The following is a 17,852-nucleotide window of genomic DNA, read 5'->3' as shown; positions in this document are numbered from 1 at the left end:
CGGAGGCCCCGGCCCCTCCCCGCCCCCGCCTGACGCACGCCAGGACGGCGGGCGCGGGCGCGGCCTCAGCCGGTGCGGCTCAGCCGGACGGGCTCGGGGCCGGGTTGGACGTCGGGGTGGGGCTCGGCTCGCCGGTCGGCGGGTCGGTGGGCTCGCCGGGCGGGTCGGTCGGCGGGGTCTCGGACCCGTCGTCCGGGGGCGTGGTCGGCTTCGTCGGCGGCGTGGACGGCTCGTCCGGCGGCTTCGGCGTGCCGGTGCCCGGCTTGGAGGGCGTTCCGTCGCCGCGCTCGGAGGGCGCGGTCGGCTTGGACGGCCTGCCGCCCGGCGACGTCGAGCCGGGCGTGCCCGGGTTCGCGGCCGAGCCCGGCGCGCCGGGGCCCGCGGGCGCGGGCGGGTCGTCGAACGCGCTGGTCACCGGGTTGCCGTTCGCGCCGTTCGGGCCGCCGGTCGAACGCTCCGCGCCGGTGCTGCCGGGCGGGGGCGTGGAGCCCGGCTGCGGGCTCGCGCCCGCGGGCTCGGTGTGCCCGTTGCTGGCCGAAGGGACGAGTGAGCTGCTGTTCCCGCTGCCCTTGAACGACGGCCACGACGCCAGCAGCCCGATCGCCGCCGCCACGGACGCGGCTACGCCCGCGAGCGCGCCGATGCCCTTGGCGAGGCCGCGCTTCGGCCTGGCCGCCGCCGCGGCGGAGCCGGGGCCGATCACCACGAGCGGCGTCGGCGCGGTGACGCTCGGCAGCGAGCGCGTGGCCTCGGCCTCGCAGACCTCCACCACCCGTTCGCGCAGCCCCTCCGGCGGACGCGAGGGCGCGCGCTGCGCGAGCAGCCTCGGCAGCCTGCCCTTCTCGAACGCGGCGATGAGCTCCAGCGGCGTCTCGGACGTGCCGCGCATCAGCGTGTCGAGGACGACCCGTTCGAGACGCGTGCGGGCGGCGTTCAGGAGCTGGGCGACGGTGTCGGGCGCGATGCCGAGCACGCGGGCGATGTCGGGGACCTCCAGCCATTCGCCCGCCCACAGCAGCAGCACCTCGCGGTGGTCGGCCCGCAGCGCGGCCGCCGCGCGCAGCAGCGGGTCGGAGCCGTCGAACGCCGGCGCCTCCCCGGAGAACGCGCCGCGCTCGGCGCACGCGGAGCGCGACAGCGAGTACAGCCAAAGCACGCTGTCCCCGCGCGGCGGCTGGTGGACCGCCGCCGTGAACGCGTCGGCGACCGCCGCCGCGGCCGCGCGGTCGCCGAGCAGCGACCAGCAGTGCGCGTAGAGGCGAGCGGCGTGCGCGTCGTAGAGGGAGCCCGGGTCCCCGCGCATGTGACCTCCGTTGTGACCCGGCCGGCAGCCTGCCCGGCCCGGCACCGGCCGCTCCGCGGTTCGGGCGGACCGGTGGGTATCGGGACTCTAGTGCACCGGGTCAATGTCTGAGAAGTCCGTGATGCCCGGCGTGTCGGAACGAACGTTAGGTGCCGGAACGGGCGCTGTCTGTGGTGTTCAAGGAGATTTAAGCAAATTACTCAGAATCGTCCGATTTCTGATCCGGTTCACCGGGGAACGTCTCGACCTTGTTGTCGAACAGGGGAGCCCGCATGACCCGGCTCACGGTGGACGGCGTCTACCAGCACATCCGCGGAGTCTGCTTCAAGAACGGCCCGCCCGGCACGGTCGGCGCGGAGACCGAGTGGCTCGTGGTCGACCCGGCCGACCCGGCCGCGCACGTGCCCGCCGCGCGCGTCCGCGAGGTCGTCCGGGCCGCCGGAGCGCCGCCCGGCGGGAGCAGCGTCACGTACGAGCCGGGCGGCCAGCTCGAACTGAGCTCCGCGCCCGCGCCCGGCCTCGCCCCGCTGCACGCCGCCCTCGCGCGCGACATCGGGCACGTGCGCGGCGCGCTCACGGGCGAGGGGCTCGACCTCGCCGGGCACGGCGTGGACCCCGTGCGCGCCCCGGTGTTCCAGGCCGAGCACCCGCGCTACCGCTGCATGCGCGACTACTTCACGGCGGGCGGGTTCACCGACGCGGGCCTCGCGATGATGTGCTCGACCGCGTCGGTGCAGGTGTGCCTGGACATCGGCGCGGACGACGCCGACACCGTCCGGCGCTGGCGGCTCGCGCACGCGCTCGGCCCGGTGCTGGTCGCCGCGTTCGCCAACTCGCCCCTACGGGCCGGGCGGCGCACCGGGCTGCGCTCGTCGCGGCAGGGCGTCTGGACCGACCTCGACCCGTGCCGCACCCTGCCCGTCCTGCACGACGGCGCGGACGGCGACCCCGCCGAGGCGTGGACGCGGTACGCGCTCGACGCGCGCGTGATGGTCGTCCGCACCGCCGCGGGCGACTGGGTGGCCGACCCCGGGATGACGTTCCGGGAGTGGCTCGGCAAGGGCGAGCCCGGACCCGAGGACCTCGCCTACCACCTGTCCACGCTGTTCCCGCCCGTACGCCCGCGCGGCTGGCTGGAGCTGCGGATGATCGACGCGCTGCCGGACCGGTACTGGCCCGTCCCGGTCGCCGTCGCGACCGCCCTGCTCGACGACCCGCGCGCGTCGGCGGTCGCCGAGGAGGCGACCGAGCCCGTGGCGTTCCGCTGGGCTGAGGCCGCCCGCGGCGGCCTCGCAGACCCGGCGCTCGCGGCGGCGGCCCGGCGCTGCTTCCGGGCCGCGCTGGGCGCGCTGCCCCGGCTCGGCGCCGCGGACCTGGCCCCGGTCGTCGCCGAGTACGCCGACCGCTACGTCGAACGGGGCCGCAGCCCCGCCGACGACGCGACCGCGCACGCCCCCGGCCGGCCGTCCGCCCCCGGCGGCCTCCCGGCCCCCGCCCCCACGACCGAATCGACCACCGCCCCCACGACCGCCCCGACCCGGAACCCATGACCACGCTGGAGGACACCGACCCATGGCAGGCGCGATGAGACCCGAACCGGGCACCCTGGACGAGGGCGCGCTGAAGGAGCTGATCGCCGGGGAGCTCGGGGCCGTGCGCGAGCGCAGCCACGGGCTCACCACCGAGGTGCTGGACGAGGCGGGGCTGACCGCGCAGGTCTCCCCGCTGATGTCGCCGCTGGTCTGGGACCTGGCGCACGTCGGCAACTACGAGGAGCTGTGGCTGCTGCGCGCGGCGGCGGGCGCCGAGGCGATGCGCCCCGAGATCGACGGGCTGTACGACGCGTTCGAGCATCCGCGCGCCGAACGGCCGACGCTGCCGCTGCTGCCCCCGCGCGAGGCGCGCGCCTACATCTCGGCCGTCCGCGCGAGGGTGCTGGACGCGCTGCCCGCCGTCCGGTTCGAGGGCGGCGGCCCGCTGACGGCGGGCGGGTTCGTGTACGGGATGGTCGTCCAGCACGAGCACATGCACGACGAGACGATGCTCGCCACGCACCAGCTCCGCAAGGGCGCGCCCGCCCTGCTCGACCCGCCCGCGCGCGTCGCCCCGACCGGGCCGGGCCCGGCGCCGGAGGCGAGGTGCTCGTGGAGGCGGGGCCGTTCGAGATGGGCGTCTCCGACGACCCGTGGGCGTACGACAACGAGCGGCCCGCCCACACCGTCCACCTGCCCGCCTACCACATCGACGTCGAACCCGTGACGAACGCCGCGTACCTGGCGTTCATGGAGGCGGGCGGCTACGGCGACCCGCGCTGGTGGACGCCCGCCGGATGGGAGTGGCGGTCGTCCGGCGGCAAGGACGCGCCCGCGTTCTGGACGCGGGAGGGCGGGCAGTGGCTGCGGCGCCGCTTCGGCCGCGTCGAGCCCGTCCCGCCGGGCGAGCCGGTGCAGCACGTGAGCTGGTACGAGGCGGACGCGTACGCGCGGTGGGCCGGGAAGCGGCTCCCGACGGAGGCCGAGTGGGAGAAGGCCGCCCGCTGGGACCCCGACGCGGAGCGCTCGCGCCGCTACCCGTGGGGCGACCTCTACGAGGACGGCCGCGCCAACCTCGGCCAGGTGGCCCTGCACCCCGAGGAGGCTGGGACGTACGCGTCCGGCGCGTCCGCCTACGGCGTCCGCAAGCTCCTCGGGGACGTGTGGGAGTGGACGTCGTCCGACTTCCACGGCTACCCGGGATTCACGTCGTTCCCCTACAAGGAGTACTCGGAGGTGTTCTTCGGCCCCGAGTACAAGGTGCTGCGGGGCGGATCGTGGGCCACGCACCCGCTCGCCGTCCGCGGGTCGTTCCGCAACTGGGACTACCCGATCCGGCGGCAGATCTTCAGCGGCTTCCGCTGCGCCCGCTCCGCCGATCCGGGAGAACGGACCGCACCGGCGCCGGGGGAGGTCCGCTGATGTGCCGCCACCTCGGCTACCTCGGGCCCGCGCGCACCCTGCATGACCTCGTGTACGACGGCGAGCACTCCCTGGAGAGCCAGTCGTACTCGCCGCGCATGTGCAAGGGGAACGTCCTCAACGCCGACGGCTTCGGCGTCGGATGGTACGGCGCGGACGGGCGTCCCCCGGCCCGCTTCCGGCGGGCCCAGCCGATCTGGACGGACCAGTCGTTCCGCGAGATCTCGGCGGCGGTGGAGACGACCTGCGCCGTCGCCGCGCTCCGTTCCGCCACGCCGGGCTTTCCCGTGGACGAGTCGGCGGCGCAGCCGTTCCGCGCGGGCGGGCGGCTGTTCAGCCACAACGGCAAGGTGGAGGGCTTCGCGGGCGTCGAGGGCAAGCTGCGCGAGCTCGCCGGGGACCTGTCCGCGGTGCCCGACGCCCGCGCCGCCGTCGACTCCGCCCTGCTGCTCGCGCTCGCCGCCCGCCGCTGGGCCGAGGGCGACGGCCTCGGCGACGGCCTCGCCGCCGTCGTCCGCACCGTCGCGGCCCTCGCGCCCGGCGACTACAACCTGCTCGCCGCCGACGGCGCCGCGCTCGCCGCGACGGCGTGGGGCGCCTCGCTGTTCGTCCGCGCCTCGCCCGCCGAGATCGTGATCGCGTCGGAACCGCTCGACGACGACCCCGGCTGGCGGATCGTGCCCGACCGCTCGCTCGTGACCGCCGGCCTCGCCGCCGGCGTCCGCACGCACCCGCTCTAAGGAGAACCCGTGGACCGGTTCCTGACCGCCGACGACCTCGCCAAGACGCTCCGCCGGGACGTCCGGGAGGGCCTCGGCGGCACGCCCAAGACGCTGCCGCCCAAGTGGTTCTACGACGAGCGCGGCAGCGCGCTCTTCGAGGAGATCACCGCTCTGGAGGAGTACTACCCGACCCGCCGCGAACGCGAGATCCTCACCGCGCGGGCGCCCGAGGTCGCCGCCGCCACCGGCGCCCGCACGCTCGTCGAGCTCGGCGCCGGATCGGGCGAGAAGACCCGCCTGCTGCTGAACGCGCTGCGCGGCACGCTCCGCTCGTACGTCCCGGTGGACGTCAGCGGCGACTTCCTGGAGGAGGCCGCCGCCGGGATCGCCGCCGACCATCCCGGGCTGGCCGTGCGGACCGTCGTCGCCGACTACGAGCAGCACCTGCACCTGCTGCCGTCCGGCGAGCGGCGGCTGATCGCGTTCCTCGGCGGGACGATCGGCAACCTGCCGCCCGCCGGGCGCGCCGGGTTCCTCGGCGGCCTGCGCGCCACCATGGCGGACGGCGACTTCCTGCTCCTCGGCGCCGACCTGGTCAAGGACGAGCAGCGGCTCGTGCGCGCCTACGACGACGCGGCGGGCGTCACCGCCGAGTTCAACCGCAACGTCCTGCGCGTCATCAACCGCGACCTCGGCGCCGACTTCGACGTCGAGGCGTTCGAGCACGTCGCGCGCTGGAACCCCGAGGAGGAGTGGATCGAGATGCGGCTGCGGTCCGTCCGCGACCAGACCGTGCGGGTGGCGGGCCTGGACCTCGACGTCGCGTTCGCCGCGGGCGAGGAGATGCGCACCGAGGTGTCGGCCAAGTTCCGCCGCGAACGCCTGGAGTCGGAGCTCGGCTCCGCGGGGCTCGCGATCACCAGGTTCTGGACGGACGAGGCGGGCGACTTCTCCCTCACCCTCGCCCGCCCCGCCGCCTAGGCGGCCGGGACCCGCTCGGGCGAGCACGCCTACCGGGAGCGGGAGGGACGCGCCAGGCCCAGCCGGCGGAGGTCGGCGGCCAGCAGGGACGCCATGTAGCGGTGGCCCTCGGGGGTCGGGTGCGTCCCGTCCCGCTTGATGTACCTCGCCGCGGTGCCCGTGCCCGCGGTGCGGCTGCCAGTGATCCACCGCTCGCCCACCGGGTCGACGAACGGCGCGCGGAACTCCTGGGCCAGCGCCCGCAGCCCGTCGCGGATCGCGAGGATCGACGGGGCGGCGTCTCGTTCCCCCAGATCGGGCCGATCAGCGCGAGGCGCGTCCTCGGCCACCGCTGCCGGGCCCGTTCGAGAACGATCCGCGCCGCGCCCGTGACCTGGTCCGGCGGGTAGCGGTGGTCGTTGTGGCCGCCCGACACCACCAGCAGGTCCGGGGCCGGGCGCCATCCGAGCTGGCTCTCGAAGAGCTGGATGTAGGCGCTGCGCCGCACGCCGCCGTTGACGAACCCCGTGCCCGCCTTGCCCGCCACGACGACCTGCCAGCCGAGCAGCCGGGCGACCGCGGACGCGTAGGTGGTCTCGGGCAGCGCCCCGCGCTCGCCCACCGTGTAGCTGTCGCCGAGGAACATCACCACCGGCGCGCTCGCCACGTGCTTCGTCGCGGGCGAGGCGGCCTTTTGGACCCGCCCGGTCGCCGCGGTGCAGCCGGAGGCCGTCAACGGGCCAAGGCACAGCGCGAGGATCGCCGCGCCGCGGCGGGCGCGGCGAGATGTCATCAAGGAACCACCAAAATCCGGGAAGGTGCTCGCATCTTACTGAGGACACCGCCCGGCCCGTGCCCACTCCGCCCCGTTCCGCGCGCCCCCGAACGGCCCGCCTGCCGATCGCCGTGGGGGCTCGGGCGCGGCTCGGGCGGCTCGGGGGCGGCTCGGGGCCGGGGAGCGACGTCGTCGGGCGTTCATCGGACGGTCACGTTCCGGCTCAGGCGGGGCTACCCGCTACCGGGAGCCTTCCGCGGTGACCCGAGTCGAACGCCTCCGCGAGCTGGATCTGCTGCGCTTCCTCGCGGCGCTGGCGGTGGTGCTCTACCACTTCACCGGGTTCGGCGGGCCCGGCCCCTGGCCGCGGTACGCGCGGAACGTGTTCCCCGAGCTGGAATGGGCCACCCGCTACGGCTACCTCGGCGTGGACCTGTTCTTCATGGTGAGCGGGTTCGTGATCCTGATGAGCGCGTGGGGACGGGGGCCGGGGGAGTTCGGGATCTCCCGGATCGTCCGGCTGATGCCCGCGTACTGGGTGAGCGTGCTGCTCGGCGCCGCCGTCTACGCGTCGTTCCACCTGGGCAAGGGCGTGCCGGGCCTGGTCGTCCCCAACCTCACGATGCTCCAGGGCGGCCTCGGCGTCGGCAACGTCGACGCCGTCTACTGGACGCTCTGGGTCGAGGTGCACTTCTACTTCCTCGCCGCGCTGCTCGCCGCGGCGGGGATCACCTACCGGTCCTGCCTGGTGTTCATGGCGCTCTGGCTGTTCGGCGGGGTCTTCGCGGACGAGTCGGGCTCCAAGCTGCTCCAGGTGATGCTCGTGCCGACCTGGAGCCCGTACTTCGTCGCGGGCATGGCGCTGTTCATGATCCACCGGTTCGGCCCGACGCTGCTGCTGTGGGGGTACGTCGCGGTGTCGTGGCTGCTCGCGCTGCACTGGGGCGCCTGGCGCGCCGGCCACGTCTTCCGGACCGCCGACGAGCGCGTGGTCGCGGCGGCCGTCACGGCGATCTTCGCCGTGATGATCCTGGTCGCGACGGGCCGGCTGGCCCGGCTGCGCTGGCGCGGCCTCACCGTCCTCGGCGCCCTGACGTACCCGCTGTACCTGACCCACTCGCAGGTCGCGCTGCCGCTGCTCGACCGCGCGTACCCGGCGCTGCCGCGCTGGCCCGCGCTCGCGCTGCTGACCGCGGCCTGCCTGCTGGTCGCCTACGCCGTCCACCGCCTGGTCGAACGCCCGGCGGGCGCCTGGCTCCGCGCCGGCCTGAAGGCGTCCCTCGCCCCCTTGCGCGCCGCCGGACGCGGCACGGCCGCGCCCGTCCACGCGCTCCCGCTCCCGCTCCCGCGCTCACCGTCCGCGCACGACGACCTGAACGAGCCGCCCGCCGCCGAACCGCGCGCCGCCGATCCACGCGCCGCCGAACCACAGGCCGCCGAACCGCGCGCCGCCGAGGCGCCCGGCCTCCTGCGGCCGTCGCCGCACTGACCGTCCGCTCCGCGCGCCGGACCCGGAGGCCCGGCGCACGGAGAGCCGGTGAGCCGTGAGCCGGTGAGTCAGTCGGAACGGCCGAAGCGCCGGCCGCCGATGACGAGCATGACCAGCCCGGCGACGGTGATGAGGGCGAGTTCCAGCGCCACCGGCGGGGCCCACCCTCCCCACGTCGGACCGTTGAACAGGCGCGGCGTCACCGGGCCGGAGAAGCTCGCGGTGATCGTCCGGCGCAGGGCGTCCACCGCGTAGCTGACCGGGTTGAGGGTGACGCCCCAGCTCAGCCAGCCGGGCAGCCCGGACGGGGGGAACATCGCCCCGGACAGGAACAGCAGCGGCGTGGCCAGCACGCCGAGCAGGGCGTGGAACGTCTCGACGCGGCGGATCAGGACGGCGAGCATCGTGCCGAGCGCGGTCAGCATCAGCGCGATCACCGCCATCTCGCCCAGCAGCGCCGCCATCATCACCGGGTCGTACGGGACCCCGGCGACCCCGGCGAGGGGCAGCAGCAGCACTCCCTGGCAGGTGGCCATCGTCGCGCCGGCCAGGCACTTGCCGATGAGCAGCGTCTCGCGGCGGACGGGCGCCACGACCATCTCGCGCAGGAAGCCGAACTGCCGGTCGGTGACCAGCGACACCCCCGCCGAGATCGCGGGGGACTGGACCATCATGATCAGCATCCCCGGGAACAGGAACGTGCGGTAGTCGGCGCCGTTGGACGAGGGCAGCAGCGAGGACAGGCCGACGCCGAGGACGAGCAGCAGCATCAGGGGCTGGAGGAGGGTGACGCCGATCTTCACTCGGTCGCGGACGTAGTGCAGCATGTCGCGGTGCCAGACGACCTGCACGGCGCGCAGTTCGTCGGCGAGGCGTCCGGTGCCGGGCAGGGCGGGCACCGCGGGGGCGGTCGTCACGGCGTGGCCTCCTGGGGGGTGGTCCCTCCGCCGTGCACGCGGGGGCGGTCGGCGCGGATCCGGGGGCGGCGGGCTCTCCGAGCCCGGGGTCCGGCGCGCTCTCCTCGCGGATGTCGCGGCCGGTGTAGTGGAAGAACACGTCGTCGAGGCTGGGGCGGACGACCGTGACCGACTCGATCGCGACGTCCAGCCGCGCGCACATCCGGGGGACGAACGCCGCGCCGTCGCCGACGCGGACGGACAGGCCCGCCGGCGTGCGGTCGGCGTCCAGCCCGAACGCCGCGCGGAGCTGCCCGGCCGCGCTGTCGTCGTCGCCGGTGCGCAGCTCGACCCGGTCGGCGCCGATCACGCTCTTCAGCTCGGCGGGGGAGCCCTCCGCGACGATCCGGCCGTCGTCGATGATCCCGATCCGGTCGCACTGCTCGGCCTCGTCCAGGTAGTGCGTGGTCAGGAACAGCGTGATCGTCTCGTGCCGCCGCAGCTCGTGCAGGTGGTCCCAGACCTGGGCGCGGGTCTGCGGGTCGAGCCCGAGCGTGGGCTCGTCCAGGAACAGCACGCGCGGGCGGTGCATGAGGCCGCGGACGATCTCCAGCCGCCGCTTCATCCCGCCCGAGTACGTGCGGACGAACGCGTCGCGGCGGTGGCCGAGGTCGACGAGGTCGAGCAGCGTCGCGGCGCGGTCGCGGGCCGTCTCGGAGGTGAGGCCGTACAGGCGCGCGTGGAAGCGAAGATTCTCCCAGGCGGTGAGGTCCTGGTCGAGGGTCATCTCCTGGAAGACCAGACCGATGTTGCGCCTGACCTGGTGGGGGTGGCGCAGGACGTCGTACCCGGCGATGGACGCGCTGCCCGCGGTGGGGGCGGTCAGCGTGCACAGCATCGCGATCGTCGTCGTCTTGCCCGCCCCGTTCGGGCCGAGGAATCCGAACGTCTCGCCCGCCCCGACCGTGAGGTCGACCCCGCGGACGGCCGTCGCTTCCGGGTAAGACTTCGCGAGCCCCCGCGCATGGATGGCGTGGACTCCAGGTAGGGCCGCATTCGAGGGCGCAGAGCGGACCAATTTCGGGTCGTGCCTGGTAGTGGAGCGGAACCAGCGTGTGATCATCTGACTGACTCCTCGGGTTGACTGCCGATCCTTGCCCCGCCGCCGATTCTCGATCATGTCCCGACGGGTGGACATTCGAGCCGCGTTGGTGCTGACTGTAGTCGTACGGACACCGAACGTATCCAAGGAGGAAACATGTCCGCACTTATCGAGCCCCGCGACGCCGGCGTCATCGAGCTCACCGCCCTGACGGCCCTGCCGTCGGACGCCCCCGAGTTCCAGGCCAACAGCTGCACCCGGTGCCACTGGGGCCGGACGATCCTGTGCGACGACTTCAGCACCCAGGCCTGACGTCGCCTCCCCCGTGCGCATGACGTCCGACCCTGACTGAAGGCGCACGGAAGCACTAACCGCTGAGGGGCCATCGACGACCGATGGCCCCTCAGTCGTGCCGGGCCACCCCCGCGCAACGCGGGCCACTGACGAAGGGGCTACCGAACGTGCTTGACGACAAATCCACCACGCCGGGCGAGCGGGACGTCCGCGAGGAGCTGGCGGGCCCGGCCGCGGAGGCCGGGCGCACCCTGTCCGGCCACGGCGTGTGGCTCGCGGTCGACGACCCGGGCTTCCGGCTGCCGGGACAGGGCTGGAAGATCCACGTGTCGGCGCGGCCGTCCACGCTGCTGGAGACCGTCCGCCGGGCGCTGCCCGCGCTGCTGGCCCGGCCCTGCCACTTCAAGATCATCCGGTCGGGGGAGCGGCTCCGCGACCTCAACTCCTCCAACAGCCATCCCGGCTCGATCGGCAAGGCGATCACCGTCTACCCCGCTCCGGGCGACGCCGGCCGCCTCGCCCGCGCGCTCGCCGCCGACCTCGCCGGGCTGGAGGGGCCCCGCATCGTCAGCGACAAGCGCGTCGCCCCCGACGCCCCCGTCTACTACCGCTACGGCCCGTTCCGCGGCGCGTACGAGGTCAACGAGGACGGCGACCTGGAGATCGTCGTCACCGACCCGGACGGCGACACCCACCCCGGAGCCGCCACCGAGAAGTACTGGCAGCCGCCGTGGTCCCCCGACCCCTGCGCCGAGCCGGTCGAGTCCGTGCCGGCGACCGTCACGCCGCTCCGGGCCGTCCCCTCCGGTGACGGGGCGTCCGGCGGGGCCGCGGACGGCGCGGGCGGCGACGCGCCGCGGGTGCTGCTCGGCGGCCGGTACGAGCCGGTGCGGGCGCTGACGCGCAACGCGAAAGGGCAGGTCTACCGCGCGCGCGACGTGCGCGAGGACCGCTCGGTGATCGTCAAGGAGGCCCGCGCGTACGTCAACGAGGACCGGCTCGGCCGCGACTCCCGGCTCCGGCTCCGCAACGAGCTCTACGTGCTCGGGCTGCTGTCCGGCGTCGAGGGCGTGCCGACGGCGCTCGACCACTTCCGGCACGGCGACCGGGAGTACCTCGTGATCGACGACATGGGCTCGATGGCGCTCGGGCAGGAGGTCGGCGAGCGCGGCCTGTACGGCGCCGGCGGCCCCCGCGACCTCCGCGCGCTCGCGAGCGCGCTGCTCCGCATCCTGGACGCGGCGCACGAGCGCGGCGTCCTCGTCCGCGACCTGGCCCCGACCAACGTCGTCGTGGACGACGAGACGGGGCGTCCCGCGCTCGTCGACTTCGAGATCAGCCACGCGGAGGGCCCCCAGCTCTTCGGGTGGACGCCCGCCTACAGCCCGCCCGAGCAGGAGCGCGACGAGCCCGCCACCCGCGAGTGCGACTACTACTCCCTCGGCGCCACCCTCTTCTACGCGGCGACCGGCCTCGCGCCCACCTGGCTCATCGGCGACCCGCGCAACCACGACCCCGTCCGCGCGGCCGAGGCGCTGGACGGCCGCGGCGGGATGACCGAGCAGATCCTGGGCCTGCTCGACGTCGTCCCGGCGCGGCGCGCGGCCGCCGCCGAGGACATCCGCGCCGGACGCTTCACCGACCGCCCGCTGGCGAGCACGCGCCGCGCCCCGGACCGCGACCGGCTGGAACGGGTCGTCGCGTTCAGCCTCACGGAGACGACCCGGTACGCGCGCGAGGTGATGACCAGCACCGACTTCAGCCTGGGGCGCGTCGGCGGGCCCATCAACATCTACCGGGGCAGCTCCGGCATCGGCCTGGAGCTGCTGCACCACGTGCACGACGACGACGCCCGCGACACCGTTCGGGGCCTCGCCTACTGGACGGCGGGATTCCAGGAGCTGCGCAACGCCCGCCCCGGGCTCTACACCGGCAGCACCGGCACGGCGCTGTTCCTCGCCGCGGCCGGGGCGGCGCTCCACGACGAGGCCCTCACCGCGATCGCCGCGCCGATGGGCCGCCCGCCCCTCGCCCGCATCTCCGCCGAGGACCAGCACACCGGGCTCGCGGGCATCGGCACCGGCCAGCTCCTGCTGTGGGCGCTGACGGGCGACGAGTCCCGCCTCGACCTCGCCCGCGGCTGCGCCGAACGGCTCGTCGCCCGCGACCACACCCGCGCCGTCCGCGAGGACCCGCCCGACTACGCCGACTGCGGTTCGGTGTCGCGGACGCTGGGGTTCTCGCACGGCGTCGCGGGCTCCTCGTTCTTCCTGCTCGACCACTGGGCGGCGACCGCGGACGAGGCCGCCGGGCAGGCCGCGCGGGAGGGCTACGCCGTGCTGACCGAGCACCTCCCAGGGTTGCTGCGGGCCGCGCGGGACGTGTCCGCCAAGCCGATGCACGCGGCGTTCTGCCAGGGCCTCGCCGGGATCGGCGCTTCGTTCGTGCGGGCCGCCCGCGTATTCGGAGACGACGCCTACCTGGAACCGGCCCGCGAGGCCGCCGCCGTCTGCCACGACCTCGCGCCGCGCATGTACTCGCTGACGCAGTGCTGCGGCCTGGTCGGGCTCGGCGAGCTCTTCCTCGACCTGGCTCGCGCCACCGGCGAGCCGGAGGACGAGCAGCGGGCCTGGCGCGTCGCGGGCCTGCTGCTCGCGCGCTCCGCCGGGACGGAGGACGCGCCCGTGTTCCCCGACTCGTCGGTCAACGAGAGCAGCGGCGACTGGTCCGGCGGAACCTCGGGCATCCTGACGTTCCTGCGGCGGCTCCGCGACCCGGAAGCGCCGCGGCTGCTGCTCGACCCGTTCGTCCTGCCGGAGCCGGCCTCGGCCGGTGCGGCCGCCGCCCGTCCGGCCGTGCCCGCTGACCCGGCGCCGAACGGCGCGGCGGCGACGCCCGCGCCGCGTCAGGGCCAGGACCGCGAGGCCGTCCCCGGATGACCCGCGAACGCCGGTGCGGTGGAGGGACGGGCGTCCCCTCCACCGCACCGGTGTGAGACGTCAGGGGCGAGGAGGGTCCGCCCGGCGGTAGAGGTTCCAGACCGCTTCGCCGAAGTACGGACTCCAGAGGGTCGTGTTCTTCAGGTTGGTGTTGGCGGCCACCCCGTTCACCGAGCCGACTCCCGATGCAGTCTCGTAGCGTGACAGCCAGGGGCCGCCGCTCACCCCGGTGGTGAGCGTGCACGGCATCTTCAGGCGGGGCCCCTCCGGAGCGGCGTCGCCCGTGCAGAAGTACTGATGGTCTCCGGGATAGGGCGGCAGGACCGGATATCCGAGAATGGTCAGGTGCCGTTTCCGGGCCATTCCCGTTTCGAGTCCGTTCCCGCCGACCGTTCGGACGAGGTCGCTCTTCCCTCGTGCGGCCACCTTCACGAACGCGACGTCGTAATCGGCGCGTTCCTGCTCGACCCATCCGGCGAACGACGTCAGCCATTCCGCCTTCCACAGCCCGAACGGCTGCTTCCCGTAGGCGAAGTCGGGCGCGAACGTCCAGTTGAGGTGCCAGTCGCCCTTGCGGCTGTCGTGCACGCAGTGTCCGGCGGTGCTGAGCAGGTTCCCTGAGGGGCTGTTGACGACGGCCGCCGAGCAGGAGTAGTCCATCTTGTTCTTGGCGTTCCGGAAGAACACCTTGCCGACGGTCCGGCTGGCGGGCGCCGGTTTCCCTTCCTGTTCACCGTTGGCGGGCGTGGCCTGCCCGTTGGGCTGGCCCGCAATTGCGGAGGGCGGCGCTTTCGGGGGCACTGAGCGTTGGGTCTCCCTGGCGGCGATGCGGGTCGCCTGGGCGTTCTCCCCGTGTGCCTCGTGCTCGTGGTCGTGCTCGTTCGGGGTGAACGGGGCGTCGGCGGGGTTCGCGGCGGCGCGGCGGAGCCGTTCGGGAGTCCAGTAATCGGACAGGTCGTTCTCGGGGGCGGGCGACAGGCGGTGCGCGTCTTTGGTGAATCGGGCCTTAACGGTGATGGGGCGTGCCGGGTCATTCCGTGGCGCGGCGTCGGCGGGCGGGACGGCGGCGGACGCTGATCCGGCCGTCAGTACCGTTCCGACTGCGAGCGATATCTGTATTTTGATGGCATTCTTCATTGCATTCCTCTCTGGTCCTCGGAATTGCTTCCCCCGTGCCGCCGGGCGCAAGCCGGACGGGTGGGTGGCGCGGCGGTGACGTTTCCGAGGGGCCCGGCGCTGAAGAGGGAAGGGACGGGCGGCCCGCTGTGAGCGGGCAGCGGGCCGCCCGTCCCGCTTCGACCCGCTTTCGTCCCGCCCGAGCGGTACCGGTTCGGGCGGCGGGGACCGGTATGTATGGCCCCACCGGAAGCAGGGCTTTCCTTGTGACTCGCGCGCTTCGCGTGTTTGCCTACTGTGCGTAGTCGAGCGAGGGAGCGCAGTCATGGGCCACGGGACCCCGCACGTCCGGCCGACCGTCGTCGGGCCCGCGCTCGAAGCACGGCTGCGGGCCGCCCTCGGCGCCGGTGAACGGCTCGCGGACCGCCTGACGTCGGCGTTCGAGAGGGCCTACGGGGCCGGGCTCGGCGAGCTCCGCGTCCACACCGGGCCGGAGGCCGACCTGGCCTGCCGCGCGCTGGACGCCGACGCGTTCACCGCCGGGGCCGACGTCTTCTTCCGGGACGGCGCGTACGCTCCGCACACGCGAGCCGGTCTGGAACTGCTCGCGCACGAGGTCGCCCACGCCGTCGAGCAGGGGGAGGCCGACCGGCGTCCTCGCGCGGCGGGCGCGGTCGTGTCCCGTCCCGGCGACGCCTGCGAGGCGCGCGCCGACGCGCTGGCCCGCGCGTTCACGCGCCGCGAGCGCGGAGGACTGCCGGGCCCACGCGGCTCGTCCGGGCCGTTCCGTCCGGCGGGGCGTGCCGTGCGGCGGCTGGGCGGCGCGGAGCGGCTCGTCGTCCAGCGGCACGCGTCCTGGGAGCACCGCCTGCTCGGGGACGCCCCGCCCGCCGACCTCGAAGCGATCACCCTCAGGCGGCCGACGCGCGAGCAGAAGCTGAACGACCTCGCGGGGTTCCTCGCCATGTGGCAGGACTATCCGCAACGGGTCACCAAGGAGGCGGTCGAGGCCAGGTACCCGACGATCAGGACGCTGGTCCTCAGGGGCAGCGGCCAACTCGTCACGTACGGGGAGCTCAACACCCTGGCCGACTACCTCGCGAGCCCGGCGGCGATCGACAGCCTGCCCGAGGGGATCCTGAAGCCGATCCTCCAGTCCGTCCGGCAGGAGGGGTACTACTGGGTGCACCGGCTGCTCGGCAAGACGCCGCCGAAGGAGGGGTTCGTCGGCGCGGTCGTGGCGAGGATCGGCTGGGACTTCGTGGACCTGCTGCTCCAGACCAAGGCGCTCGACCTGCTCACCGCCGCCGTCGGCAAGAAGGGCGTCGACCACTACAACGCCGTGGTGGGCCGCAACGCCTGCCACTTCGCGCCGAGCTCGTGGTACCGGTGGGAGCAGTTCCACCTGATCGCCCGCGACTACGCGACGCAGGCCCGGTACGCCCCGACCGCGGCGGAGAAGAAGCGGCTTACGGAGCTGGCGTGGATCAACCACGGCTACTCCGACCACTTCCTGCAGGACTCGTTCGCGGCCGGGCACCTGGTCAACAAGACGCTCGTCATGCAGTGGTTCATCGAATGGGCGGACGGCAGGCCCGTTCCGGTGGCGGACTGGCAGATGGTCAGGCACATGACCACCGCGCGGCAGCCGGGACTGGCGACGCGCGGCCTCTACGACGGTTTCCTGGACGCGTCCCAGCGGGGAACGGCCCGCGACCCGCAGACCGCCGAGGAGCAGTGGTCGATCGAACGCCGCATGGACGTCGCGGGCGTCGGCACCGACACGTTCCGCAGCCGGATGGACGCCTACAAGCACTACATCCGGCTCATGCGGAACTCGGGGGCGCAGGTCTCCAGCGGCGTGCTCCACGACCACTTCTGCAAGGAGGGGCTGTACGTCGCGTCCACGGCGCACCCCACCGCGTACGAGGTCTACGGCGACTGCCACATGATGGACGGCGGCGACGGCGTGCGCATCGCGGCCGAGACCGCGCAGCTCTCCCAGGCGGCGATCGTCGACCTGCTCTCCGGCGGCACCACGCCGATCACGACCGCGCAGATCTTCGGCCGCTTCCCGACGCGGGTCCGGCAGGGCGGCTCGCTGGTCTCCCTCCAGGCGTGGAACGACGCGCAGAAGCCCCTCGCCGAGACGCTGTTCCTCAACAAGAAGATCGTCGCGGCGCGGGTGAGCGTGCCGCGCCTCGACAACCTCACCCTGGACACCACCGGCGGATGGCGGTGGGACGCCGTCCCCGGCAGCCTCACCGACATCGCGGTGGGAGGCGACGGCACCGTCTGGGGGGTCAGCAGGACCGCGACGTCCGACCAGCGCGGCTACACCGTGCAGAAACTCAACGGAGCCGTCTGGGAGACGGTCGAGGGGGCCGGCGGCGTCGCCATCGCCGTGGACGGCGCGGGCGTCCCCTACGTGCTCGACACCGCCGGCACCGTCCGCAAGCACGCGGGCGGCGAGTGGACGGCCCTGTCCGCCGAGGGCGTGCCGTCAGGGCAGACGCCCCGCGACATCGGCGCGGGCTCGGACGGCTCGGTCTGGGTGACGACCCGCTCCGTCCTGCTGCGCTGGACCGTGGACCGGTGGAAGCAGACGCCGGCCGCGGCCGGCGCGCTGTCGGTGGCGCCGAGCGGCCTGCCCTGGATGGCCGGCACGTCCAACGAGATCGCCTCCGCCACCCCGGGCGCGCTGCTCGGCAAGGGCTGGCGCGCCCTGCCCGGGTCGGCGTCCGACATCGCCGTCTCGACCGGCGTGCTGCCCACCGCCTGGATGGTCGGCACCGACCACGACGCGAACGCGGGCGGCGCGACCGTCCACGCGTGGAACGGCGGCTCCTGGGACGCGGTCCCGGGCTGCCGGGGCGTCCGGGTGGCGGTCGGCCCGGACGGGACGCCGTGGGTCGTCGACGTGTCCGGCGGCGTCCACCACCTCGTCCCCGACGACGTCTCCCTCGTCGCGTTCGCCACGTCCGACCAGGGGAAGGTCGCCGGGACCGCCACCGCGTCGCGGGGCGCCCTCTACCCCGACGACTACGTCACGATCGACGGGTCGTCGGACCTCAGCGGCGCCATCAAGGGCCGGTCGGACGCGTGCGTCTACACGATCATGATGATCACGATCCCGGACCTGCGCTACGACTACCAGGTCAGGGTGGACGCCAAGGGGCCCGCGGCCTCAACTCGGGGAGTCTTTACCTGACGTTCGTCGACGAGTCGGGCACCCAGCACAAGCTCCGCGTCTGGGACTCCAAGCGCGCCTGGCACACGGTCTCCTTCCGGGGGCCGCAGCC

Annotated in this window: 11 protein-coding genes and 2 pseudogenes; 8 read left to right on the top strand and 5 right to left on the bottom strand. The window is 74.3% G+C overall.

The window, feature by feature from the left end; genetic code table 11:
* Nucleotides 1-79: 79 nt before the first annotated feature.
* Entirely contained in the window at nucleotides 80-1,303 is a 1,224-nt protein-coding gene (locus tag GEV43_RS05500; RefSeq protein ID WP_160819745.1) for a hypothetical protein, read from the bottom strand.
* A gap of 272 nt (nucleotides 1,304-1,575) precedes the next feature.
* Between GEV43_RS05500 and egtA the strand changes: the two genes are divergently transcribed.
* The 4 genes and pseudogenes from egtA (at nucleotide 1,576) to egtD (ending at nucleotide 5,960) form a co-directional block, all read left to right on the top strand.
* The gene (egtA, locus tag GEV43_RS05495) at nucleotides 1,576-2,853 is read left to right on the top strand and encodes an ergothioneine biosynthesis glutamate--cysteine ligase EgtA (RefSeq protein ID WP_160819744.1); all 1,278 of its coding nucleotides are present in this window, start codon (nucleotides 1,576-1,578) and stop codon (nucleotides 2,851-2,853) included.
* Nucleotides 2,854-2,887: 34 nt separating this feature from the next.
* A pseudogene (gene egtB, locus GEV43_RS05490) lies at nucleotides 2,888-4,257 on the top strand (ergothioneine biosynthesis protein EgtB).
* Complete coding sequence (gene egtC, locus GEV43_RS47135) at nucleotides 4,257-4,997, top strand: ergothioneine biosynthesis protein EgtC (protein WP_175249983.1); 741 nt, start codon at nucleotides 4,257-4,259, stop codon at nucleotides 4,995-4,997. Before egtB ends, egtC begins: the two are co-directional and overlap by 1 nt.
* A gap of 9 nt (nucleotides 4,998-5,006) precedes the next feature.
* On the top strand, nucleotides 5,007-5,960 hold the full coding sequence (egtD, locus tag GEV43_RS47130) for an L-histidine N(alpha)-methyltransferase (RefSeq protein WP_309239467.1): 954 nt from the start codon (nucleotides 5,007-5,009) through the stop codon (nucleotides 5,958-5,960).
* Here the strand turns inward: egtD and GEV43_RS05480 are convergent.
* Nucleotides 5,935-6,732: an SGNH/GDSL hydrolase family protein gene (locus tag GEV43_RS05480; protein ID WP_241682795.1), complete on the bottom strand. Its 798-nt coding sequence runs from the start codon at nucleotides 6,730-6,732 to the stop codon at nucleotides 5,935-5,937. The two genes, egtD and GEV43_RS05480, sit on opposite strands and share 26 nt — an antisense overlap.
* Nucleotides 6,733-6,973: 241 nt before the next feature.
* Here GEV43_RS05480 and GEV43_RS05475 point away from each other — a divergent pair, with 241 nt between their 5' ends.
* Nucleotides 6,974-8,203 (top strand): acyltransferase, encoded by a 1,230-nt coding sequence (locus GEV43_RS05475; protein ID WP_160819743.1) that lies wholly within the window; start codon nucleotides 6,974-6,976, stop codon nucleotides 8,201-8,203.
* Nucleotides 8,204-8,271: 68 nt separating this feature from the next.
* Here GEV43_RS05475 and GEV43_RS05470 read toward each other — a convergent pair whose 3' ends face one another.
* Complete coding sequence (locus GEV43_RS05470) at nucleotides 8,272-9,120, bottom strand: ABC transporter permease (RefSeq protein WP_309239466.1); 849 nt, start codon at nucleotides 9,118-9,120, stop codon at nucleotides 8,272-8,274.
* 178 nt (nucleotides 9,121-9,298) lie between these two features.
* A pseudogene (locus tag GEV43_RS05465) lies at nucleotides 9,299-10,222 on the bottom strand (ABC transporter ATP-binding protein); the annotation flags it as partial.
* Between the two features lie 135 nt (nucleotides 10,223-10,357).
* Here GEV43_RS05465 and GEV43_RS46760 point away from each other — a divergent pair.
* Together GEV43_RS46760 and lanL are read left to right on the top strand one after the other, a co-directional pair.
* Complete coding sequence (locus GEV43_RS46760; RefSeq protein ID WP_164717175.1) at nucleotides 10,358-10,513, top strand: hypothetical protein; 156 nt, start codon at nucleotides 10,358-10,360, stop codon at nucleotides 10,511-10,513.
* A 149-nt stretch (nucleotides 10,514-10,662) separates the two neighbouring features.
* A complete protein-coding gene (gene lanL / locus GEV43_RS05460; RefSeq protein ID WP_309239465.1) occupies nucleotides 10,663-13,434 on the top strand; it encodes a class IV lanthionine synthetase LanL in 2,772 nt (923 codons plus the stop codon).
* 60 nt (nucleotides 13,435-13,494) lie between these two features.
* Here lanL and GEV43_RS47125 read toward each other — a convergent pair whose 3' ends face one another.
* On the bottom strand, nucleotides 13,495-14,571 hold the full coding sequence (locus GEV43_RS47125) for a serine protease (RefSeq protein WP_175249982.1): 1,077 nt from the start codon (nucleotides 14,569-14,571) through the stop codon (nucleotides 13,495-13,497).
* 304 nt (nucleotides 14,572-14,875) lie between these two features.
* Here GEV43_RS47125 and GEV43_RS05450 point away from each other — a divergent pair, with 304 nt between their 5' ends.
* The gene (locus GEV43_RS05450; RefSeq protein WP_160819741.1) at nucleotides 14,876-17,761 is read left to right on the top strand and encodes a DUF4157 domain-containing protein; all 2,886 of its coding nucleotides are present in this window, start codon (nucleotides 14,876-14,878) and stop codon (nucleotides 17,759-17,761) included.
* Nucleotides 17,762-17,852: the final 91 nt, after the last annotated feature.

Origin of the sequence: Actinomadura sp. J1-007, assembly GCF_009793335.1 — a bacterium.
Lineage (GTDB): Bacteria > Actinomycetota > Actinomycetes > Streptosporangiales > Streptosporangiaceae > Spirillospora > Spirillospora yumaensis.
The sequence above is the reverse complement of the archived record's forward strand: the minus strand, read 5'-3'. Positions and strand labels throughout refer to the sequence as shown.